Source organism: Prevotella sp. C561, from assembly GCF_000224595.1.
Classification (GTDB): domain Bacteria; phylum Bacteroidota; class Bacteroidia; order Bacteroidales; family Bacteroidaceae; genus Prevotella; species Prevotella jejuni.
On sequence record NZ_JH114153.1, the window covers coordinates 67,128 to 87,427 of the forward strand.

Consider the following 20,300-nt stretch of genomic DNA (forward strand, 5'->3'; position numbering starts at 1 on the left):
AAGAAATATTTTTTCTCACGTAAATAATTATTTTTTTCATGAAAGTAAATCTTTTCTTTCATGAAAATAATTCCTTTGCCGAGCCCATTTAGCCTCGACTCTTCTGTCTTTTATTAATATAATAAGGTGAGGTAGCTGTGGAGTAAAGGCCTACCTCCTTAGCTTGTTATGCCTTTTAGTGATTGGTTTATAGGTAGTTATCTTTCTACTTAATACTTATTAAACGCAAAAAGCCCTGTTCCTTTTTGTCTTATAGATAGTAAGCAAAGGGGAACAGGGCTTAGTTTTTTAGTCTTGTTATATGTTGGTTATTTAGCCATAGAAGGGTAGAGTACGAACGCGAAACTTGTTGGCTTAACTGGTACACGATACTTCTCAGCAACGCCAGGACCACATGTAGCAGTACCAACACCACTCTGGTTAGCATCTAAGTGTACGGTTAGCAGACCATCACGTGAGAGTTGGTTGATATGCGTTGCACGGTCGATAACACTGTCAGAGAATGGAGTCACAGAGAATTGGAATGGTGTCTTTGCGGCTACCATAAGGCGGTTACGTGTGTCAGAGAGCGACATCCAGCGCACATCAGTGCGATTACCCGTTGCTTGTGGCTTCACATAATAGTGGAACATAGCCTCAGCTGTCGTCTTGTAGTGCCCAATCAATCCAGCTTCCTTACGGTCGTTATAAGTCTCAATATCGCCACGACCATTGTATTCAACCTTGCCGAACGTGTCCTTTACACGGAAGGTAAGACCGATGCGAGCAAGCGACTTGACGACAGCAGTATCTGGCGTGAAGTCTACCTTCACGGCTAATGCACCGTTCTTCTGTGGTTGATAGGTGAAGACTGCCTTACCGATTATGTTGCCATTCTTGCCTATCACGTCAGTTTCAGCACGTGTTATGTCTTTACTTCTACTAATCTTTGTAACTTTCTGACTGATAGAGTCGATGCCATCCTTACGCCAAACTCTTACGCCATGTTGGTCGCGACCATCGTTATCGGTGGCTGGTCGGTATAGACTTAGGCTCAATGGAGTATCGAGGAACTCTTGGTTGCCACTCTTTAAGGAGGTCAACTCGCCCGTTGTCTCATCTACTTTGTAGGTCATGCGCTGCTTCTCACGTGGGAGGAAGGCGGTGCAGTCATTAGCTTTCTTCAGTACAAACTGGTCATAGGCCACTACGTCATTCTTCGTGATGATAAGTGCATCGCTGACAGGCTGCCATGCAAGATTGAGATAGAGTTCCTTCTGTGTGCCAGTAGCAACAGATGGCAGCATGATTGTCGTTGACTCGTGTGGCGCACAGTCTACGTGTTGTGTACCCTTTGAAACGATATTACCGTTTTCATCTACAACCTGCCAGTTAAGTTGATATTCATTCAGATTGGTGAAATCAAACCAGTTCTTAACCTTTATCGTAATCCCTTTCTCGGTTGAAACGAGCTTAGACTTGATGTTCTGATAGATTTTCTTTACCTCAGAGAGATGTGGGTGAGGGGTGCGGTCGGCAGCGATAAGACCATTAGTACAGAAATTGTCAAAGCTTGGTACGTCCTTTGGACCGTAGTCACCACCGTAGCTCCAGTACCAGTTGCCGTACTTGTCTACCTCACGGAACGACTGGTCGACCCAGTCCCAAATACTTCCACCCTGTAAGATAGGCTCCGACTCGATTAAGTCCCAGTAGTCCTTCATACCTCCACAGCTGTTACCCATCGCGTGAAGATACTCGCACATGATGTAAGGACGTGTTATATCGGTTCGTTTTGCGTATGCTTTCATGTGGTCGAGGGACTGATACATAGGACAATAGATGTCTGTATTGAAATTCTCCTCAGCTCGCTCATACTGAATAAGACGTGTCTTATCAGCATTCTTCAGCCAGCGGTAGGTGTTTTCAAAGTTCACTCCGTTGCCAGCCTCATTACCCAATGACCAGATGATGATACTTGGATGATTCTTAGAACGCTCATACATGCGACGTGTTCTGTCCATGTGAGCCTTCAACCAAGTACTGTCTTTTGCCAAAGACTCCTTACCATAGCCCATTCCATGAGACTCGATATTGGCCTCGTCGATGACATACAAGCCGTATTTATCACATAGTTGGTACCAATAAGCATCGTTAGGATAGTGCGAACAGCGCACGAGGTTGATGTTATTCTGCTTCATCAAGCGAATGTCCTGTTCCATGAGTTCCTTGCTCACGGTGCGTCCCAACTGTGAATGTTCATGTCTATTAGCACCCTTCACGAGGATAGGTGTACCGTTCACGCACAGTTGTTTGTTCTTAATCTCAATCGTTCTGAAGCCCACCTTACTGCCAGTTTGCTCGGTGATATTGCCGTTCTGGTCTTTTAATGTAATAAGTAAGGTGTAGAGGTTAGGGTGTTCAGCACTCCAAGCAGCAACGTTCTGAACAGTTTTTGGGGTGAAATCCACCATTTCATCGTTGTTCTTTCCATTGACAGCCATGTCCTCTGAGAGTACAGTATTGCCTTTTTCGTCAGTCAGAACATAGCTTATAGTACCATTGCCAGCCCCCTTAATATTAGTAGAAAGGCTGAAATTACCCTTGAAAGAACCATTATCTTGCTTGTCAACACCTGCTGCTACGTTGTAATCAGCAATATACTGGGTTGGAGTAGCATAGAGATAAACATCCTGTTCGATACCACTTATGCGCCAATAGTCCTGACATTCGAGGTAAGAACCTGCTGCCCAACGATAGACCTCCATAGCAATAGTGTTCTCTCCATCGTGCAGATACTTTGTAATATCCCATTCTGACGGCATCTTTGCACCCATGTTATAACCAACGTAAGTGCCGTTAATCCACAGATAGAAGAACGACTTAACACCCTCACAACAAAGGACTATGCGGCGACCCTTCCATGTTGAAGGGATAGTAAATGTACGTCGGTAGGAGCCAACTTCGTTTTGTGCGTATGGAACGAGGGGAGGGTTCTTCTTAAACTGGAAGAGTTTATCATCAAATTCGTAGGTTTCATTGACATAGATAGGCAGTCCATAGCCCTGACGCTCCCAGTTTCCTGGTACGTTAATGTCGTTCCAACCCTGCACGGCAAAGTCGTTTTGGAAGAAATCCTTTGGTCTTTTATCTGGATTCTTGGTCCAATGGAATTTCCATTTGCCGTTGAGTGTCATGTAATAAGCCGACTGCTCATATCCACCTGGTTGTTGTAACTTTTCAACAGAACTGTATGGTAGGACGTAGGCATGCGGTTCCACCTTATTTAAACCTGTTGTGTACTGACTCTGCCACTCTGGGTAAGTGGTCTGTGCAGACATGCACAGTGGAGTAAACGCTCCAATGAGGAGTGCATAAAGTTTGTTCATGTTTATGTTAGGAATGTGTTTGTTTTCTGTTGATTTAGTCGAGTCCCAGCAAAGAGACCACTCTCTAAATACCCTATTTAGAAAGTGTTATCTCCTTGTCGTGGATGGTGTAATGGAAAGAAATGGTATAAGAAAGTCCGTCTAAGACGTTTTCTATATCCTTATTCCTCTTAATCACACCTGTATAAGTCTTTTTGTGGTCTAACTTAGAGTCTATGGTTATCTTGTAGTCATAGAGCTGCTCGAGGATACGAGCAATCTCTTTGAGTTGCATGTTATTGAACGGTATCATGTTATCACGCCATACTGCGTCAGCAAGGGCGTAGCTGTCTTCTTTCGTGATAGTCTTAGAGTCTTTGCTAATCGTAGCTTTTTGGTTAGGGTGAAGGATAACTTTTCCCTCGCCATTATGCCCAGTCACCTCAAGTTTACCTTCTATCAAGCTGATAACATCTTTACCTTTAGCCCCTTGGTCTTTGAAATTGAAGGTTGTTCCTAACACCTTTGCAGACGAAGCCTCACTACTAACAATAAATGGTTTTGCGGCATTCTTTGTGACATGGAACAAGGCTTCGCCTTTCAAGTTTACCTTTCTTTCGTTGCCTTCAAAGCTCTCAGCATAGCTAATGGTAGCCCCTTTGTTGAGCCATACAGTTGAACTATCAGGTAAGACAACCTTCTTCACTTCGTTCAAAGCAGCGACAGTGATCGTTTCGGTGGACTGACGAAGATAAGCAAAAAGTCCTCCTCCAATCAAAAGAACTGCTACTATCATCGCTGCAGCATAACGGAAGAAATGTAATCTATTGTTTTTTATTGTATGTTCCTCGTGCTTATCAATCTGAGCAAATAATCTGTTCTCAGCCTCTTCGACCTTCTGTGGGGTGGCAACAGAGCTATTCCTTCCTAAATGGAATGCCAACTCCATCTCGAAGAGTTCCTTTTGATTCTCCTCCGAGTCTGCCAACCACTGGGCTAACTGCTCCATCTCTTTGGCCGTTGCCTTGCCAATAAGATAGTCTTTGATGGTTTTGTTGTTTATTTTATTCATTCTTTTTCTCTTTCAAATGAGGCTTGTTGCCTTTAAACTTTGGTCGGTAGTTTTCCAACCAGTCATTGTTATAACAACCTAAAAGCCCTTTTTACGTAATAGTAAATAATAAAAAATGTTATAGAAGTTACTGTTTTGTAAGTTTGAATACGTGTTTACCATAGTGTTTCCATTGTTAATGTGGATTTCTTTTCATGATGAAAAATATTTTTCTTCACGACAAAAAATATTTTTCTTCACGACAAAAAATATTTTTTTTCATGAAAATAATTTCAGCAAGAAGATGTTCTCTCCTACGATAAAGACTTTATGAATGACGTTTCAGCCTTGCTCTTAGCGTCTTCACAGCCTTGTAAAGATGCACTTCAACCGTTCGGATTGAGATACCTAACTGTTCTGCAATCTCCTTATTCTTCTTGTCATGCTGATAACTCAGTATGAAGACCTCACGACATTTGGCTGGTAGTTCTCCGATAGCATCATTGATTTGCTTCCTTGTCTCCAACCCCTCGATATAATTCATCACGTCGTTCGTTTCTGGATTATAGTAGTCTAACTTGAACTGAGTAACCTTCTTTACGCTATCAGCATGATTATTGACAACGGTGCGATGCTTAATGACGTTAAGGGCCTTGGTATAGACGATACGATATAAGAAGGCTTTAATATGGCTTTCATCGTCAATATCCTCCTTGCGCTTCCATAGTTCCATAAAGGCTTCTTGTACAATATCCTCTGCCTCATCATCTTGTACAAGACGAGTAGCATAGAAGGAGAGCGAAGGATATAGTGCTCTAAATATCTGTCGAAACCTTTGTTCTGGTAATGTCATTGTTTATTCTTTAACCCTACTTAGTCTGTTTTAGTCCTGTCAACAGTTACCTCTTTGCGATAGTCATAGCAGGAGAATTCTAATAATTATGAACAAAGATACACTATTTATGCTTGTTAAGACGAATGAACGGGTTAATTTATGTGAAATGGGAGCATGTCAACCTTATTAAATAAAGATAATTGACTATCTTTGTGTATGTAAACTTGATGTTTTGTTAGTGTAATGTAATATTAATACTATTTGAACTGATTTACATGGTGATAGTTAGTCGTCTGAAAGTATTACTTTCCCTCAGAGTGATTATGTGTGCCTTTCTCTTGTTGATAGGTGTACATAGTGGTTCTGCGCAGGTGTCACTAACAACAAACCAAACCAACTTAAAGACAGTTATTCAGCGTATAAAATCGAAGACAAAATATCGTTTCTTTTATGATGATGAACTGAAAAAGCATAAAGTTAATGCTGTTTCTATCAGTAATTTATCTATTGAGTTTGTTTTAGACAGGCTTTTTGAGGGTACAGGGATAACGTATAAAATAATTGATAACGTCATTTATTTAAAGAAAGAAAAACGACCCGTTCAAAGTATAGAAACTAAAGAAAAGGGGACAACAGTGCGTCAGCATGTAGAAAAACCATTTGTTGCTCCTACGATATACACTTACTATGGTCAGATACAAGACATATCGGGAAACCCACTCATCGGTGCTACTGTAATGATAAAAGGCAGTTCTAAGGTGAGTACGGTATCTGATTTAGAAGGTAAGTTTGTACTTAAAACAGAACGTCCAAGTCCTGTGTTGATGATTTCTTGCATAGGTTTTGAAACGATAGAGAAGCGTGCTGAGAGTCGAGAAAACCAACTCTTTGTCTTAAAGGAGAGCCTTTATGAATTAGACAATATCTTTGTGACTGCCTTGGGTATAAGCCGTTCTCGCCCTGCGCTGAACTACAATGTCAAGCAGATGGACGGTGAAGACCTTAATAAAGTGAAGACAGCTAACTTTGTTAATGCCTTAGCAGGAAGGGTCGCCGGTGTGTTTGTTAACGAGTCAGCAGCAGGAATGGGTGGTGCGGCAAGGGTTGTCATGCGTGGCCCAAAGTCTTTGGCACAGAGCAACCAGCCCCTTTATGTAGTCGATGGTATCCCTATCAACAATCGAAGTAATGACGATATAAAGAGTGGTATCTACTCTTTACAGCCCAGTTCAGAAGGTATATCGGACATCAATCCAGATGATGTGGAAAGTGTGTCCGTACTTAGCGGTGCAGCTGCAGCGGCTCTTTATGGGTCGGCAGCAGCGCAAGGAGCGGTGATGATAAAGACAAAGTCGGGTAGAGTAGGGAAGACCTCTGTAGAGCTTTCTACAAGTACTCAGTTCCTTTCGCCCTTTGTCTTACCTGCATTTCAGAATGAGTATGGCAACAGAAGTAATGAGATGAAGTCATGGGGGACGAAGCGTCTCTCACAAAAGGAGGATTACACACCTAACGACTTCTTCCGAACTGGATTGAACCAAACCCATAATGTTGCTCTGACAGCAGGTACTGAGCGTAATCAAGTATATCTGTCATTGGGTTCGACCACTGTACATGGCATTATACCGAACAATGATTTCCACCGGTATAACTTCTCGTTTAAGAACGTGTTTTCAACCTTCCGTGATAAGTTGAGGCTTACCTTCTCTTTTAAGTATATTCGAGAAAATGATAAGAACATGTTGGCTCAAGGACAGTATTTCAACCCTCTCACCTCAGTTTATCTCTTTCCACGTGGTGAAAGCTTTGATGCTGTGAAATCATTTGAGGTGTTTGATGTTGCACGTAATGTCTATCTGCAGAATTGGAGCTATGGAGATGACCTAAAGATGCAGAACCCCTATTGGGTTGCCAATCGTATGGTGAAGACGACAAAGCGTAATCGTTACCTCACAGACCTTAGCTTAAAGTATGATGTAACAAGGGATTTCTCACTTGAAGGAAGACTCCGTTGGGATGAAGCTATCAATAAGTTAGAAGACAAACGATATGCTTCAACACTTGACATCTTCACTCATTCGCCCTACGGATATTATAGTTATAGTAGGGCGAACGACCGCTCTATCTATGCAGACATGATGGCCAACATCTCAAAACGGTGGACCAATCTATCGTTTATAGCCAATATTGGTAGTGCTTTCACCCATACATCCTATGATATAACAGGTTTTCAAGGTGGATTGAAACCACCATCAAACCTCTTCACACCCAATGCCATTGATTATAGTAGAGTGTCGGGCGACAACCGTCCTATCTTCGATTTGACTCGACACGCAATCCATTCCGTACTCGGCAGTGTAGAGTTAGGATGGCAGGAGAAAGTCTATCTGACTGTGACGGGACGTAATGACTGGGACTCATCACTAAGTAATACAGCACAACAATCCTTCTTCTATCCCTCAGTGGGTATGTCGGCTATCCTCTCAAAAATGCTGAAACTCCCAGAGTTCGTTGATTTCTTGAAATTCAGAACATCGTGGGCTTCAGTTGGTTCAGCCATCTCACCTAATATATCTTCAGCTTGGCGATATGAGTATATACCCTCAACAGGTACGTATCATACAGTCACCTATAAGTTTCCAGACAATTTCTATCCAGAGCGTACGAACTCCTTAGAGGCGGGCGTGACCGCAACCCTGTTTAAAGAAGCACTGTCTGTGAAGTTTACGCTTTACCAGTCAAATACAAAGAATCAGACCTTCTTGCGGCAAATCACACTTGGTGGTGCTTATAACCGTGAGTATATACAGGCAGGAAACGTGCGGAACAGAGGATTAGAACTTACTGTTGGTTATAATAAGAAATGGACTGATAGTCGCTGGTCTGTGAACATGAGTTACAGTATGAACCATAATCGGATAGTCAGATTACTTGATAATCCAAACGAGACACTGCGACAAGGCGGACTAAATGGATGTGAAGTTATCTTGACACAAGGTGGGACAATGGGCGACCTCTATACATTTACAGGTTTTAAGCGCAATCAGCAAGGTGACATCCAAGTCAATGCTGACGGACAGGTGATGCAGATAGAGCTACCCACACCACGTTTAGTAGGCTCTGTCTTACCGAAAGCTCACCTTGGACTGAACAATACTTTCTCATGGAAAGGCTTAGAGTGTAGACTGCTGATAACAGCCCGCTTGGGGGGAGTCTGCGTCTCACAGACACAAGCCTTTATGGATTCGTATGGCGTGTCACAGAAGACTGCAGTGCAAAGAGACAATGGTGGTGTAGTTGTTGGCAGTCAGTATGTTCCGACAGAAAGGTATTATACTGTCGTGGGAGGTGAGACGCCTATTTGGGATGAGTATGTTTATGATGCTTCTAATGCCCGAATAAAGGAAGCCTACCTTAGTTACACCTTCGACAAACTGATACGTGGAGCAAAGGTGTCAGTGGCTTTGACGGCCAGAAACCTTCTGATGTTGTATTGTAAAGCACCTTTTGATCCAGAGGCAACTCCCTCCACGGATATCTATTATCAAGGCTTCGATTATTTCATGCAGCCAAGTCAACGATCATTGGGATTTAGTATCAACGTAAAACTCTAAGGTTATGATGGTTAGTAGAAAGTTATTTCTCCTCTTCTTATGTTTACCAGCAATCTTCTCTTCATGTACGGGACGTTTTGTTGATATCAACCGTCCAGGTAGTAAACTGTCGCCAGATGAGTTAAAGCGGGACAACTATGCCGTCGGTTCCTTCCTTATTCAGATGCAGGGAGTGGCTTTTCCAGAGCAGGAGAATGCCTATCAGACGATGATAGACTTTGTGGGTAATTATTTGGGACGATACACAACCTACACGAAGGAATTGCCGAAGAACCATACACTCTTTAATGCCAGTAATGCGTGGTGTGCGTGGCCTGCATCATACGCTCCACCTATTGTGTCGGCCTTTAACGAGGTTGTTAAACTGAATGGTAAGGAGAATGTAACATACGCATGGGCTTTGATACTTCGTGCACAAGCTTTCCTGCGGTTTACAGATATCTATGGGCCCTTCCCGCTCAGTATGAATAATGGTAGTGACGAGGTCTATTCTTCTCAGCGTGACATCTATTTACAATTGATAAAAGACCTGAATGAAGCAACTACTCTTATCGATTCAGACACACATCTTGCGCAAGAACGAGAGACGTTGGCGTCCTACGACCTTGTCTATAAGGGTGATTTCAATCAATGGCGTAAGTTTGCTAATTCGCTCAAATTGCGTATTGCTGTGCGTATAAGTAGTGTAGAGCCTGTCATGGCACGCTCTTTGGCTGAACAAGCGGTGAGGGATGGCGTCATAGAAGAGAATGAAGACAACTGTACGATAAGTTATCATAAGTCGGGTTTATGGACTACTGCTGTCTCGTGGGGCGATAGTCGTATCTGTGCTGACATTGAGAGTTATATGACAGGATACAAAGATCCACGCATGAGTAAGTATTTCTTACAGCCAATCTCTACTGGTGCACGTAGATTTATAGGCTGTCGTGCGGGTGCTCCGATAGGGAGTAATGTTGTTGCGAAGCGACTTTACTCCACTGTTAATGTGTCTCAAACAACACCAGGGATATGGCTTATCGCCTCTGAAATGGCCTTTTGTAAAGCGGAAGGAGTCTTGCGAGGTTGGAATATGGGCGGAGGTACGGCCAAAGAATATTATGAAGAAGGTATCAGACGTTCGTTTAGTCAATGGGATGCAGATGGCGTTGCAACCTATCTAATGGATAATACGTCAACAGAAGCTAATTATATTGATGCTATAGGGGGCTATGGTGGAGACGCAGGAAAGGTCTCTACGATAACAATAAAATGGGATGATAACGCCACTATGGCTGAGAAGATGGAGCGGCTGATAACTCAGAAGTGGATAGCACTATACCCCAATGGGCAAGAGGCATGGAACGAGATTCGTCGTACGGGCTATCCTCATATTTTTGCTCTACCCCAGTCAACAAACGGCTATACGCTCTTGACGCCCAATAGAATACCCTTCGACAAGAATCAACAAATCTATAATCGACAAAACTATACCAGGGCTGTGGAGCTCTTAGGTGGTCCTGATGATTATGCAACACGCATGTGGTGGCAGAGATAACACCTTATAGTAGGTTAGGCAATGCCCCCCATGATACTATTCAACTGGTTCTTGTAGTGGAGTGGTGCCTTAGTACTTGGGATACGGAGGATTGACACACAAGGTGTAGAGGCTTATCTCGTATGTTACACAACATAAAACAGGAGATAGACTATCGTAGGAGAAGGAATGGCTGAAGCTTAAGAAAGAATAAGATAATCCTGTGTTAAATGACAGTCGAAGCCTTTAGAGACTCTGTGTTTTTTCCTTTACAACGTTTGGTAATCTCTGCTTTTATATTTACCTTTGTTCTTTGAACATAACAATCATATTATTACCAAATTATCTTTCGGCTATGGAGAAGAAATATTTTGCCCCTTCTGAACTGATTATAAATGCAGATGGGAGTGTATTCCACCTACATTTGAAACCAGAGGACCTTGCAGATAAGGTCATACTCGTTGGTGACCCAGGACGTGTGGCACTCGTTGCTTCACACTTTGAGAATATAGAATGTGAAGCATCCAACCGTGAGTTCCGTGCTATCACTGGTACTTTTCGTGGAAAAAGAATCACCGTCTTGAGTACGGGTATTGGTTGTGACAATATAGATATTGTAGTAAACGAACTCGATGCACTTGCTAACATCGACTTTAAGACACGTACTGAGAAAGAGACATTACGCCAGTTGACATTCGTGCGCATCGGTACTTGTGGTGGCCTGCAGCCTTATACACCTGTTGGAACCTACATTGCATCTGCCAAGAGTATTGGTTTTGACGGCTTGTTGAATTTCTATGCTGGTCGTAATCAGGCTTCTGACCTTACGTTTGAAGCTGAGTTTAAGAAGCAGGTGGGATGGGACTTGCAGATGGGTAACCCTTATGTGGCTTGTGCGGATAAGGAGTTATTGGATAGAATAGCGTCTGATGATATGGTGCGTGGCGTGACGATTGCATGTGGAGGCTTTTTTGGACCACAAGGGCGTGAACTTCGTCTACCATTGCAAGACCCTAAATTGAATGAAAAGATAGAAAACTTCTCTTATAACAATATGCAAGTAACTAACTTTGAAATGGAGTCTTCGGCTCTTGCTGGCCTTGCAACGCTCATGGGACACAAGGCTGTAACCGTCTGTATGGTTATTGCCAACCGCCTTGCTAAGGAAGCTAATGCAAGCTATAAGAATACGATAGATGGCTTGATAGAGAAGGTGTTGGAGAGAATATAAAACTCTTTATGAGGATAGTTACTTGGAATACTTTTGGTATTAGGACAGCTTTGCCAAATCTTCAGATGATGTTGAAAAGCTGTACTCCTGATGTCGTATGTTTACAAGAAACTAAAATAAGAGATGTATATGCCAATTTTGACTTTAATGGCTATCAACAGTATTGGAACGAGTCAACAGACTTTGCACATTTAGGTACTGCTCTTCTTTCAAAATCAAGTTCTCTCGTAGCTGTTACAAGTGATAACTTTGATGTGTATTACGACAAAGGTAATGTCATTGTTGCTGAGTTAAAGGAAACTTATGTTGTATGTGTTTATGTCCCTTACGCAGGGGCAATGGGTATAACAAGAGATAATAGACACTGTTGGTATAAGTGTTTTCAAAGTCTTATTCATCAATTACAGCAAAATAAACCATGTATTATATGTGGTGATTTCAATGTTGTACAACATGAAGAAGATACTTGGGATAAGGCTGCTATAAACACATCTTTGGCTTGTTTTACTGCTGAAGAACGTGTAGAAGTCGAAAAGTTTGTTCAGGAAGAACAGTTGGTAGATGTCTATCGTTATCTGTATTCAGATACTGAAAGTGAGGGATTTACTTATTTCCCATTTGGGGCTGAGTATAGAAAGAATAAGAAGGGGTATAGAATAGACTTGTTTCTCATTAGCAAACAATTAATCAATAAGGTTGTTGACTGCTATCCATTACAGGATGTAGAAGGCTCATGTAATGTCCCTCTCTTACTTGATATAGATATATAACAATAACAAAATGAATTCAAAGAGTATATTTTTATCTACTTCTGATACGGTGTGTTCTCTTGCCACTCAGCCTGGCGGGGCTATAGGAGTTATCCGTGTGAGTGGCGATGAGGCTATAGAAATAACGGATAAGGTCTTTCGTAGTGTACGTGGACGGCATTTGCTAAATGTAAAAGGGAATACCTTATATTATGGCGAAATCCTTGATAAGGAGGGAAATACCATTGATGATGTTCTGGTTAGTGTCTTCCGTGCTCCTCATAGCTATACGGGTGAGAACAGTACGGAGATATCTTGTCATGGTTCTGCTTATATTCTTAATCAGGTTGTTAAGGCACTTATTGATGCTGGATGTCGCCAGGCTCAACCAGGAGAGTACACCCAACGGGCCTATCTGAATGGTAAGATGGACCTTAGTCAGGCGGAAGCTGTTGCCGACCTCATTGCAGCTTCAAACCGTGCTACGCACAAGGTAGCATTGAGTCAACTTAAAGGTCATTTCAGTTCGGAGCTATCAATCCTGCGTGAACAGCTTTTGAAGATGACATCCTTGTTAGAGTTAGAGCTCGACTTCTCCGACCATGAGGAGCTTGAGTTTGCTGATCGAACAGAATTGAAAGCATTGGCAGAGACGATACATCAAAAGATTAGGACACTCACAGACTCCTTTGAAACAGGTAAAGCATTGAAGAAAGGTGTACCTGTAGCCATAGTTGGTAAGACGAATGTGGGTAAGTCGACCCTTTTGAATTGTCTCCTTCACGAAGAGAAAGCCATCGTGTCGAACATTCATGGTACGACTCGTGATGTCATAGAAGATACAACAGAAATAAAAGGAGTTACTTTTCGTTTTATAGATACGGCAGGCATACGCCATACTGACGACCAAATAGAGAAGTTAGGGATAGAACGTGCATATCAGAAGATGGATGAGGCTGCTATTGTCTTATGGGTTCTTGACGAGCAACCTACAGTAGAAGAATGTGCAGAGATGCAAGGTCTGACACGGGGGAAGCATTTGATTACTATCTTTAACAAAATTGATAATAAGGTAGTTGAGCCCAAGTTAGTAGGGGCAGGATTGCATACTGTCTATATCTCTGCAAAGTTAAAGCAGAATATAACAGCCTTAGAAGAAGCTATTTATCAAGCAGCTGATATCCCTGAGATAAACGAGAACAGTGTTATCATAACTTCAGCGCGTCATTACGAAGCATTAACTCATGCCGATGAGTCTATCCTAAGAGTGATAGAAGCACTTGATTTTGGACTTAGTGGCGACCTTGTTAGTGAGGACTTACGCATCTGCCTTTATCAACTTGCTGATATCACAGGTGGCCAGATTACCCCACATGAAGTACTTGGAAATATCTTCAAGCACTTTTGTATTGGTAAGTAAGGGCTTAAGATAGTTTACCCACGTTGCATCGTAACTCTTTTTTATTGAGAGATATAACCCTCTTGATCATAACCTTTACGCTCATGATGAATGAGGTCTATCAATTGTTGGATCTCTATTCTATCTGATTTAATATCTTTATAACGAGCATATTGTTCGTTATAACGCCTTGCTGAACCATAGCTTAACCGTGAGGAGATATCTTCTGGGATTAAGAGAGATGTGCGTCCTATGCCTAAATGCTTCTGAAACTCAGATAGGAATATATGAATACCAGCCAAATCAAAGTCGCCAAAGTGGATATATAGATTGGGAATAGATGCCAGCCATTCTCTGAGATCAGTTGATTGTGGATAGCGTGAGACGAACAGTACCTTTTGTGAAAGGCTGTGTTTATGTAGGTACTCATCGAAGAAGAGCCTTTGTTGACGTACTTTTCTGAAATTCTCCATGTTCTCAATTCCAATGATAGTTACATCTTCTGGAATTGTAAAAGTTCTCCAATCAGAAACAAATAAGAAACATCCTTCTTGCGGATTGATGATAAATGGCTCTTCATTTAATCGACATTCAATAGGCTCATACGTGTTCACTGGGAATCCAGGACACGAACGTACAGTCACGAGCTTAGAGTTTCCTGTCTCGCTTGCCATAGAACTTCTTGAGTCGAAATTATCGATATCTAAAATACGATAGTTCTCATCCTTGTCAATGAGAAACCTCTTTAATGCTTCGATGTTATTTGCACGATACGACTTTCTCGATCCATGTATAATGATTTGCAATAGACCTTCCTGAATAAGTTCTGTCAGTAGTCTATTGCTTATCCTTGAGCCTGCAACAGTCTCACCAGCTATCAACGCTTGTATAGATGCACTTATTGCCATAGTCTTTCGATGTTATATTCTCTTCAAGAGCTTCTCTACTTTCGTCTTTACACCATGCTTGCTTAGTAGGTAGGTGTACCGATAATCATACGGATTGTAGGATGTTGGCGAACTATTTATTAGATAGATATTACGTGAGTTGGCAAACTGTAAGATGCCTTTAATGTTGTTTGGATGTAGACGACCAATCTCATCCATCATACAATGGACGATGAAATCACCACTCTTGCGTGCCGCCTTCTTCTTGAAAACATTGATAAGCATGATGTTAACCATAGCTTTCACTAAGATATCTGTTCCGTCTGAACCAACGTTATTAATGCGTTCTACCCAGCTTGTGTCATTGTCGTTCTCCTTCACACGGAACTGTAGACGGAAGGCATCTCCCAATGAAACGATGTTACGATTAGGTTCGTTTTGCAACTGATGAGCTAAGCTTTTCAAGTAGTCTACAACCTTTCGGTTCACTTCATCACGATTATCACTTGAGAAGAGGTTCAGTTCTCCTATAGAGAGGGCGTTCTCTACGCAGTAATCATGGATTGATATAAGCAACTGCATAAGCTTGTCTGACGACTCATTTGCCCTTAATTCTATGCTTTTAATCACCCCTGCAAAGTTCTTCTCGACAAAGTCTCGATTGATGTCAAGGATTACTCCATCTACATCAGAACGACGTTTCATCAACGCTCCAACCTCTGTTGAGATACGACCTAAGATATCTTTGTAGTGTTCACTGGTACGTCTTCGGTACTCTTCTATCTTGTTGTTGTCGATAAACTCTTGTAAATCAACAGCTATCTGCATGTAATCATCATCAGTGACAGGCGTTGTATTGAAGTGAAAAGCATTCTGTGGCTTAAAGTTACGATTGAAGTTTACAATGGTTCCCTTTAATGTTTCAATAGCTTCTCGTTTCTGATTAATGGTGCCTCTCAGCTGACTTAACAGCTGTAAACAGTCTAAGTGAGTAGATTTCACCTTGTTATCAGCGAGATAGACAGTAGGTACTAAGTGTTCGTTCTCTATAACTTGATGATATTGGCTTAGTCCATCTCGTCTATGAGTGAGGTCTTTCTGGAAAGCCCTCTGTTGGTCTTCACATGCTTGCTTCTTCTTTTCTATGCGTATTCGCTTGTCTTCGTAACGTTGTTGCAACATAATAAGACGCTGTCCAATCTCCTTTATATTGTTTCTAATATCAGCTTCTTTAGAGAAGAGAGTCTCCACCGCATCTTCGTATTTAATAACGTCATTGCGGTCAGTTTCTATCTGTTGAAGTAGCTTGTTAAGCTCATCAAGTGCTTTGCGATATTCGTTTAGTAGTTTTATGTCTACTCCTTTGCCTTCAAGCTCAGCCCTTTGTTGTTTGTCGAGTTGAGTCTTTTGATTTTCAAACTCTTGATTATGCGCTTCTGCTTCAATCTTTTGTTGCTTTTGGAAAGCATGAAGCTCATTATTAAGTGCCCTTACATACCTATTGAAAGCAGTGTCGAGTTCTTTCAAGTCCTTTTCGTTCTTAGCATCATTCTTTGCTTGTCTTTCTTTCTCAACCTCAACTTTAAGAGTGGCATCATTGAATGCATGCATACGTAACTCTTGTTCGCTTGAAATTATTTCCTGCTCTTCCATCTCTAATTTATGCTGTTGGTTTTGCAGGTTCTGTCTCTTCGTTGGTATTTGTTCAGCTTCCACTCTAAGGCGAGTAGCATCCTGACGTAATGGTTTAAGTAGATTACCATATTTCTTCCCGAGTTTGGAAATATCCTCTTGAAGGGTTATAGGCAGTTGTGATAACTGTCTATTTAATAGCTGAAGTTGGTCTTCTAATTTCTTTTTCTCTGCCCGATACTCATCAGGAGTACGGTGAGTTGACTCAATGTTATCCAAGTTGAGTTTTACTCCAAATAGGTTGTCTGTTTTATTGTCTAAAGTTGGCTCAAGTCCTTGGGCATAGAGTATCCGTTCTTCATCTACAACTTTTCCAATTGTATCCTCCCATCCTTCAGCGTTCTCACATAACCAATGATAAAGCGAATCATCTAAATGTGACAGCAAGTCGTTGATTCTTGCAATCTCATTACGGCATATCGTGCGTTCGTCTTCCAATCGCTTTTGTTCCTGCAAAGAGGCCTGTTTCAATTCAGCCTCTTTCATTTCGAATTCGTTAGTCAGCTTTTCTATTTGAATTCTTACAGTTGTCTGCTGTGCCTCATTATCCTTTTCATTGATATCTAATTGTACCAGTTGTTCCTTCACTAACTTGATATCCTCCTCTTTAGGGTGCCATTGGCGCAGTTCTTTAAGTCTACTATCCGCCCTATGTTGCTCTGTAATAAGTGATTGAAGGCGTTCGTTAGACTCATGTATCCAAGTACGATACACGCTCATAACCTGGTTTCTACTCTTAGAACGCTCTTCTTCGTAGCGATTACGTTCTTGTTGTAGCTCTGTTTGCTTTGCATATAAAGTCTCCTTCTGCCCATTGATAAATGTTTGATGAGCATTTTCAAGTTTCTCTTTAGCGATGTTATATTTATCAGCTATCGAAGCATTCGTTTTGAGTAAATCGTCCAATAGCATTTGTTTCTCAGCCACCTCGTGCTTTAAAGACTTCTCACGAGCGTTAAGTGCAACCTTTTCTTTTATATTGATAGCATCAAAATACTTCCGCTTCTCAGCAATCTCTTTCAGTTTACTATTCTTCCCTCCAAGGTCTTGATTGAGAGTGTCTTTCTCCTTGTCATAGTCTGTTTTTAGTTCCTTCTGACGTCTACTCTCTTTCTCAATATTGTTTCTTACATCTACAAGTTTACTTTCTAATAGTGGTATCTGTTGTTCATCATCTGCTACAACATAGTTGAGCATGTGCCAGACATCAAGTAGTTGCTGGTCGAACGCAAGTATCTTACGGCCCTGTTCAGCTATTTTCAGTGCTTGTTGACGTACAGGATAGATTCCGTCACGCGTTTGTTGGAACCAACAGTCTATCTCATCGTATTCTCTTTCAAAGTCTGTTACCAGTCTTCTATACGTTTGTAAATCAATAGGATGGTCTTCGTCAGCCATTGATTGGATAATAGTATTCTTCACAAAGTCGGCATCCAGCTTCGTATTAAGGAATACATTCTGAATACTTCGAGGTATGTTCTGATAGTGAGCACTCTGTACTAAGGCATAGCGAGTAAACTTATGGTCATGCGTATTACCAAAGATAATATCCTTAAACATCACCCCAGAGTCGATTCTTGCCGACACACTCACATTCTTATCAATGCGTTCACGTATCTTCACCCAGTCGCTCAACACTTGTTTCCCATTGTCAATGAGCCACTCCCTTTGGTAGGGAGCATCAATAAACCGCCAAGAAGCACGTCCTTGGTATCGGTTGACTAATATGGTATATGCGCCATTGTCGCGCATTACCTCATAGAGGATATGCGAGTTAGATTGGCGGAAATAGAACTCATCAAACGACTTCTGGCCTTGTTGAATACCCAACTTATGTTTGTCGGCATTGTAGAAGAACAGAAGAGCCCTTAGTACTGTGCTCTTTCCAACACCCTGTGTTCCAGTGAAGTGCACGTTACCATCTACTGATATTTCAGCGTATGGAATATTCGCACTATTGATAAATATGATTCTATTCAGGTATTTCATCTTCGTTAGCTATTTGAATCATGTTAACCAATTCCTCGGCATAACGGAATGCAGAGGTAATCTTAAAAGTCTCATCTTGGATGTTGACACACTCAGCAAAGCCCATGTTTTGCATCTCTTGGAGTAGTTTGTTCACTATCTCTTGATTTGAACCTGCGCCATACTTCTTAAACAAGTGGTTGGCTTTCTCCTTTAGTTCGATGTCCAGACTGATTTGTTCTATCAGATGACCTTTGCGAAACTGGTAGCCAGCTGAGAATGCTTGATTGTAGCATTTAAGGAAGTCAAGATAGTCAAGCCACTTAGAGAAGCTCTCTAACTTTTGTTCTATCGCTTGCTTTCCTTCTCCTATACGAGAGAAGTAAAAGTACCCGTTGCCTTGTACTAATTGTAGACCAATCTCCTTAAAGTAGTCAGCATAGTCTTCAAAGTTCTCTTCCAGGTCATCATATAGATGTCGGATAGAGTTGTCAGCACTATCCACAGAGAGGAACTCTCCACGGATTAAACGTTCATATATTCGTTGAGTATTATTTCGCATATATAATAGGATATTCAATGTTTTGGTAAGTTGCGTATTCTCCTGTCAGTTTACATTCATCAGGATGTAGAATGACAAGTTGGCAAAATAGGGTCGCATGATCTTCTATCTCACGTTTTGTTGTGTAGTTATATCTGAGGATGAATTCAAATAGATTGTAGCTTGATGCTGCAAAGGCATTCCATACTTCAGTAGGGTCAATCTCTTTCAAAAGTTGTACTTGCTCTTGTAAGTCTTCCTGTGTCAGCGGTTCTGCTTCTATTCGTGACGTCTTCTGTATGCCGTTACGTTCTGCTATCCTTCTTAAAACCTGCCCTATCTCATCATTCTCTCTCAGTGCCTCCAATGAAAGACGTATCTTACTATATTGTCGAGACTCCATCCATAGTGGATTGTTGTCTTCTAATACTTGTGTTATATTAGTCTCTGTCTTGATGAGAAGTTGGTCTTTTAGATACTTTAATTTGCGTATCTTCTTGTATAGTTGGTTCTGTTGGTCTATTTGATTGATATAGACAATAATCTGCCTGTCTATCTCCATCAGTGCATGATAAGCTTCAACAAAATCGTGCCTCACGGTGCTACAGGTCTTAGCCATGTGTGGGTCATTGGCCATAATGAAGAAAGCTTGCTCGTTGTCCATTAGCTTCTCACATTCACGTATCATCGAACGAATACTATGGCTTTTCTCATCAAGGTGCTGTAGTTTCGTTTTCTTGTTGAGATAGTTGGGTTCTTGCTTATAGGTGTTGTCCATGTTTCGTTTCAAGTCCACCACATTCTTCAATGTCCTAAAGCCTGTTTTCTTCAAGAGTTGGCGCACACTATCTTGGTAACCAGCCCTTCTGTTTACGTTTGTCTCTTGTAGGAAGTAAGTGATATGTTCCTTTAGTGTGTTGATACATTCCTGTACGCTTAGCACACTTATCTCTTCGTTCACATTCAGAACCTCCTCGAAGAAATTAAGATAGTCGCTCTCTATTTCAAGAGAACTGCCTGTTTCTACCAGTACTCCATAGTCAATGAGCCTACTTAGTAACGTTTAAAAAATAACTTGGTATTTTTTGTCTCTCCATGAAACCTTGTAGTTCCATTTCGGTAGCTCTTCATCAAAGGTAATATGCCGTTGACAGACATCATCATAATTGCTATCCACACAACGAGAAGTGTCGTACTTCTTTCTGTTGATGTTGGTGAAGACACAAAGGCCGGATTTCGTTCTGGCCTCTGCGGCAAGTTCGCATGCCTGCTCAACGCTCTCGAAGGAAATACCACTCCATACTCTGGTGATTTGAGAGAAAAGCCTGTGTTCAATGGGGTTCCACTTCGACGTGTACGGGGGATAGTGCGCCACTATTATGTCAATATGGAGGTCTTCGGAAAGTTTGATCAGCTCTTGCTTGAAAAGCCTGCTGGAACTGCTGTTGGAACCTCACCGTCACAGAGCAA

13 protein-coding genes are annotated in these 20,300 nt (G+C 41.6%); 5 read left to right on the plus strand and 8 right to left on the minus strand.

Annotated features, from left to right (window positions below; genetic code table 11):
• Positions 1-308: 308 nt before the first annotated feature.
• The 3 genes from HMPREF0666_RS13345 to HMPREF0666_RS13355 all read right to left on the minus strand — a co-directional run bounded on the left by HMPREF0666_RS13345 (position 309) and on the right by HMPREF0666_RS13355 (position 5,251).
• Positions 309-3,368 carry a glycoside hydrolase family 2 TIM barrel-domain containing protein gene (locus tag HMPREF0666_RS13345; RefSeq protein WP_009012895.1) on the minus strand — a complete coding sequence of 1,020 codons (3,060 nt, stop codon included), beginning with the start codon at positions 3,366-3,368 and terminating at the stop codon, positions 309-311.
• Positions 3,369-3,441: 73 nt separating this feature from the next.
• Positions 3,442-4,419 carry a FecR family protein gene (locus tag HMPREF0666_RS13350; protein ID WP_009012896.1) on the minus strand — a complete coding sequence of 326 codons (978 nt, stop codon included), beginning with the start codon at positions 4,417-4,419 and terminating at the stop codon, positions 3,442-3,444.
• A 307-nt stretch (positions 4,420-4,726) separates the two neighbouring features.
• Positions 4,727-5,251, minus strand: coding sequence for an RNA polymerase sigma-70 factor (locus HMPREF0666_RS13355; RefSeq protein WP_009012897.1), 525 nt, complete (start codon positions 5,249-5,251; stop codon positions 4,727-4,729).
• 257 nt (positions 5,252-5,508) lie between these two features.
• On the opposite strand from HMPREF0666_RS13355, the gene HMPREF0666_RS13360 reads away from it, so the two are divergent.
• From HMPREF0666_RS13360 to mnmE, 5 genes are all read left to right on the plus strand, one after another.
• On the plus strand, positions 5,509-8,847 hold the full coding sequence (locus tag HMPREF0666_RS13360; protein ID WP_009012898.1) for a SusC/RagA family TonB-linked outer membrane protein: 3,339 nt from the start codon (positions 5,509-5,511) through the stop codon (positions 8,845-8,847).
• 4 nt (positions 8,848-8,851) lie between these two features.
• A complete protein-coding gene (locus tag HMPREF0666_RS13365) occupies positions 8,852-10,384 on the plus strand; it encodes a RagB/SusD family nutrient uptake outer membrane protein (RefSeq protein ID WP_009012899.1) in 1,533 nt (510 codons plus the stop codon).
• A 334-nt stretch (positions 10,385-10,718) separates the two neighbouring features.
• Positions 10,719-11,594, plus strand: a complete 876-nt coding sequence (locus HMPREF0666_RS13370) for a nucleoside phosphorylase (protein ID WP_009012900.1) — start codon at positions 10,719-10,721, stop codon at positions 11,592-11,594.
• Between the two features lie 8 nt (positions 11,595-11,602).
• Positions 11,603-12,364, plus strand: coding sequence for an exodeoxyribonuclease III (locus HMPREF0666_RS13375; RefSeq protein WP_009012901.1), 762 nt, complete (start codon positions 11,603-11,605; stop codon positions 12,362-12,364).
• 10 nt (positions 12,365-12,374) lie between these two features.
• Complete coding sequence (gene mnmE / locus HMPREF0666_RS13380) at positions 12,375-13,763, plus strand: tRNA uridine-5-carboxymethylaminomethyl(34) synthesis GTPase MnmE (protein ID WP_009012902.1); 1,389 nt, start codon at positions 12,375-12,377, stop codon at positions 13,761-13,763.
• Between the two features lie 41 nt (positions 13,764-13,804).
• On the opposite strand, the gene HMPREF0666_RS13385 is transcribed toward mnmE, so the two are convergent.
• The 5 genes from HMPREF0666_RS13385 to HMPREF0666_RS17700 form a co-directional block, all read right to left on the minus strand.
• Positions 13,805-14,650, minus strand: coding sequence for a hypothetical protein (locus tag HMPREF0666_RS13385; RefSeq protein ID WP_009012903.1), 846 nt, complete (start codon positions 14,648-14,650; stop codon positions 13,805-13,807).
• A 12-nt stretch (positions 14,651-14,662) separates the two neighbouring features.
• Complete coding sequence (locus HMPREF0666_RS13390; RefSeq protein ID WP_009012904.1) at positions 14,663-18,310, minus strand: ATP-binding protein; 3,648 nt, start codon at positions 18,308-18,310, stop codon at positions 14,663-14,665.
• The gene (locus HMPREF0666_RS13395) at positions 18,294-18,851 is read right to left on the minus strand and encodes a hypothetical protein (RefSeq protein ID WP_009012905.1); all 558 of its coding nucleotides are present in this window, start codon (positions 18,849-18,851) and stop codon (positions 18,294-18,296) included. Before HMPREF0666_RS13395 ends, HMPREF0666_RS13390 begins: the two co-directional genes overlap by 17 nt.
• Positions 18,841-19,791 (minus strand): hypothetical protein, encoded by a 951-nt coding sequence (locus HMPREF0666_RS13400; RefSeq protein WP_009012906.1) that lies wholly within the window; start codon positions 19,789-19,791, stop codon positions 18,841-18,843. Before HMPREF0666_RS13400 ends, HMPREF0666_RS13395 begins: the two co-directional genes overlap by 11 nt.
• Before the next feature lie 102 nt (positions 19,792-19,893).
• Positions 19,894-20,244 carry a hypothetical protein gene (locus HMPREF0666_RS17700; protein ID WP_083822498.1) on the minus strand — a complete coding sequence of 117 codons (351 nt, stop codon included), beginning with the start codon at positions 20,242-20,244 and terminating at the stop codon, positions 19,894-19,896.
• Positions 20,245-20,300: the final 56 nt, after the last annotated feature.

Coding starts and splice junctions, on each gene's coding strand:
- HMPREF0666_RS13345 (WP_009012895.1), bottom strand. CDS start 3,368: ATGAACAAACTTTATGCACTCCTCATTGGAGCGTTTACTCCACTGTGC.
- HMPREF0666_RS13350 (WP_009012896.1), bottom strand. CDS start 4,419: ATGAATAAAATAAACAACAAAACCATCAAAGACTATCTTATTGGCAAG.
- HMPREF0666_RS13355 (WP_009012897.1), bottom strand. CDS start 5,251: ATGACATTACCAGAACAAAGGTTTCGACAGATATTTAGAGCACTATAT.
- HMPREF0666_RS13360 (WP_009012898.1), top strand. CDS start 5,509: ATGGTGATAGTTAGTCGTCTGAAAGTATTACTTTCCCTCAGAGTGATT.
- HMPREF0666_RS13365 (WP_009012899.1), top strand. CDS start 8,852: ATGATGGTTAGTAGAAAGTTATTTCTCCTCTTCTTATGTTTACCAGCA.
- HMPREF0666_RS13370 (WP_009012900.1), top strand. CDS start 10,719: ATGGAGAAGAAATATTTTGCCCCTTCTGAACTGATTATAAATGCAGAT.
- HMPREF0666_RS13375 (WP_009012901.1), top strand. CDS start 11,603: ATGAGGATAGTTACTTGGAATACTTTTGGTATTAGGACAGCTTTGCCA.
- mnmE (WP_009012902.1), top strand. CDS start 12,375: ATGAATTCAAAGAGTATATTTTTATCTACTTCTGATACGGTGTGTTCT.
- HMPREF0666_RS13385 (WP_009012903.1), bottom strand. CDS start 14,650: ATGGCAATAAGTGCATCTATACAAGCGTTGATAGCTGGTGAGACTGTT.
- HMPREF0666_RS13390 (WP_009012904.1), bottom strand. CDS start 18,310: ATGAAATACCTGAATAGAATCATATTTATCAATAGTGCGAATATTCCA.
- HMPREF0666_RS13395 (WP_009012905.1), bottom strand. CDS start 18,851: ATGCGAAATAATACTCAACGAATATATGAACGTTTAATCCGTGGAGAG.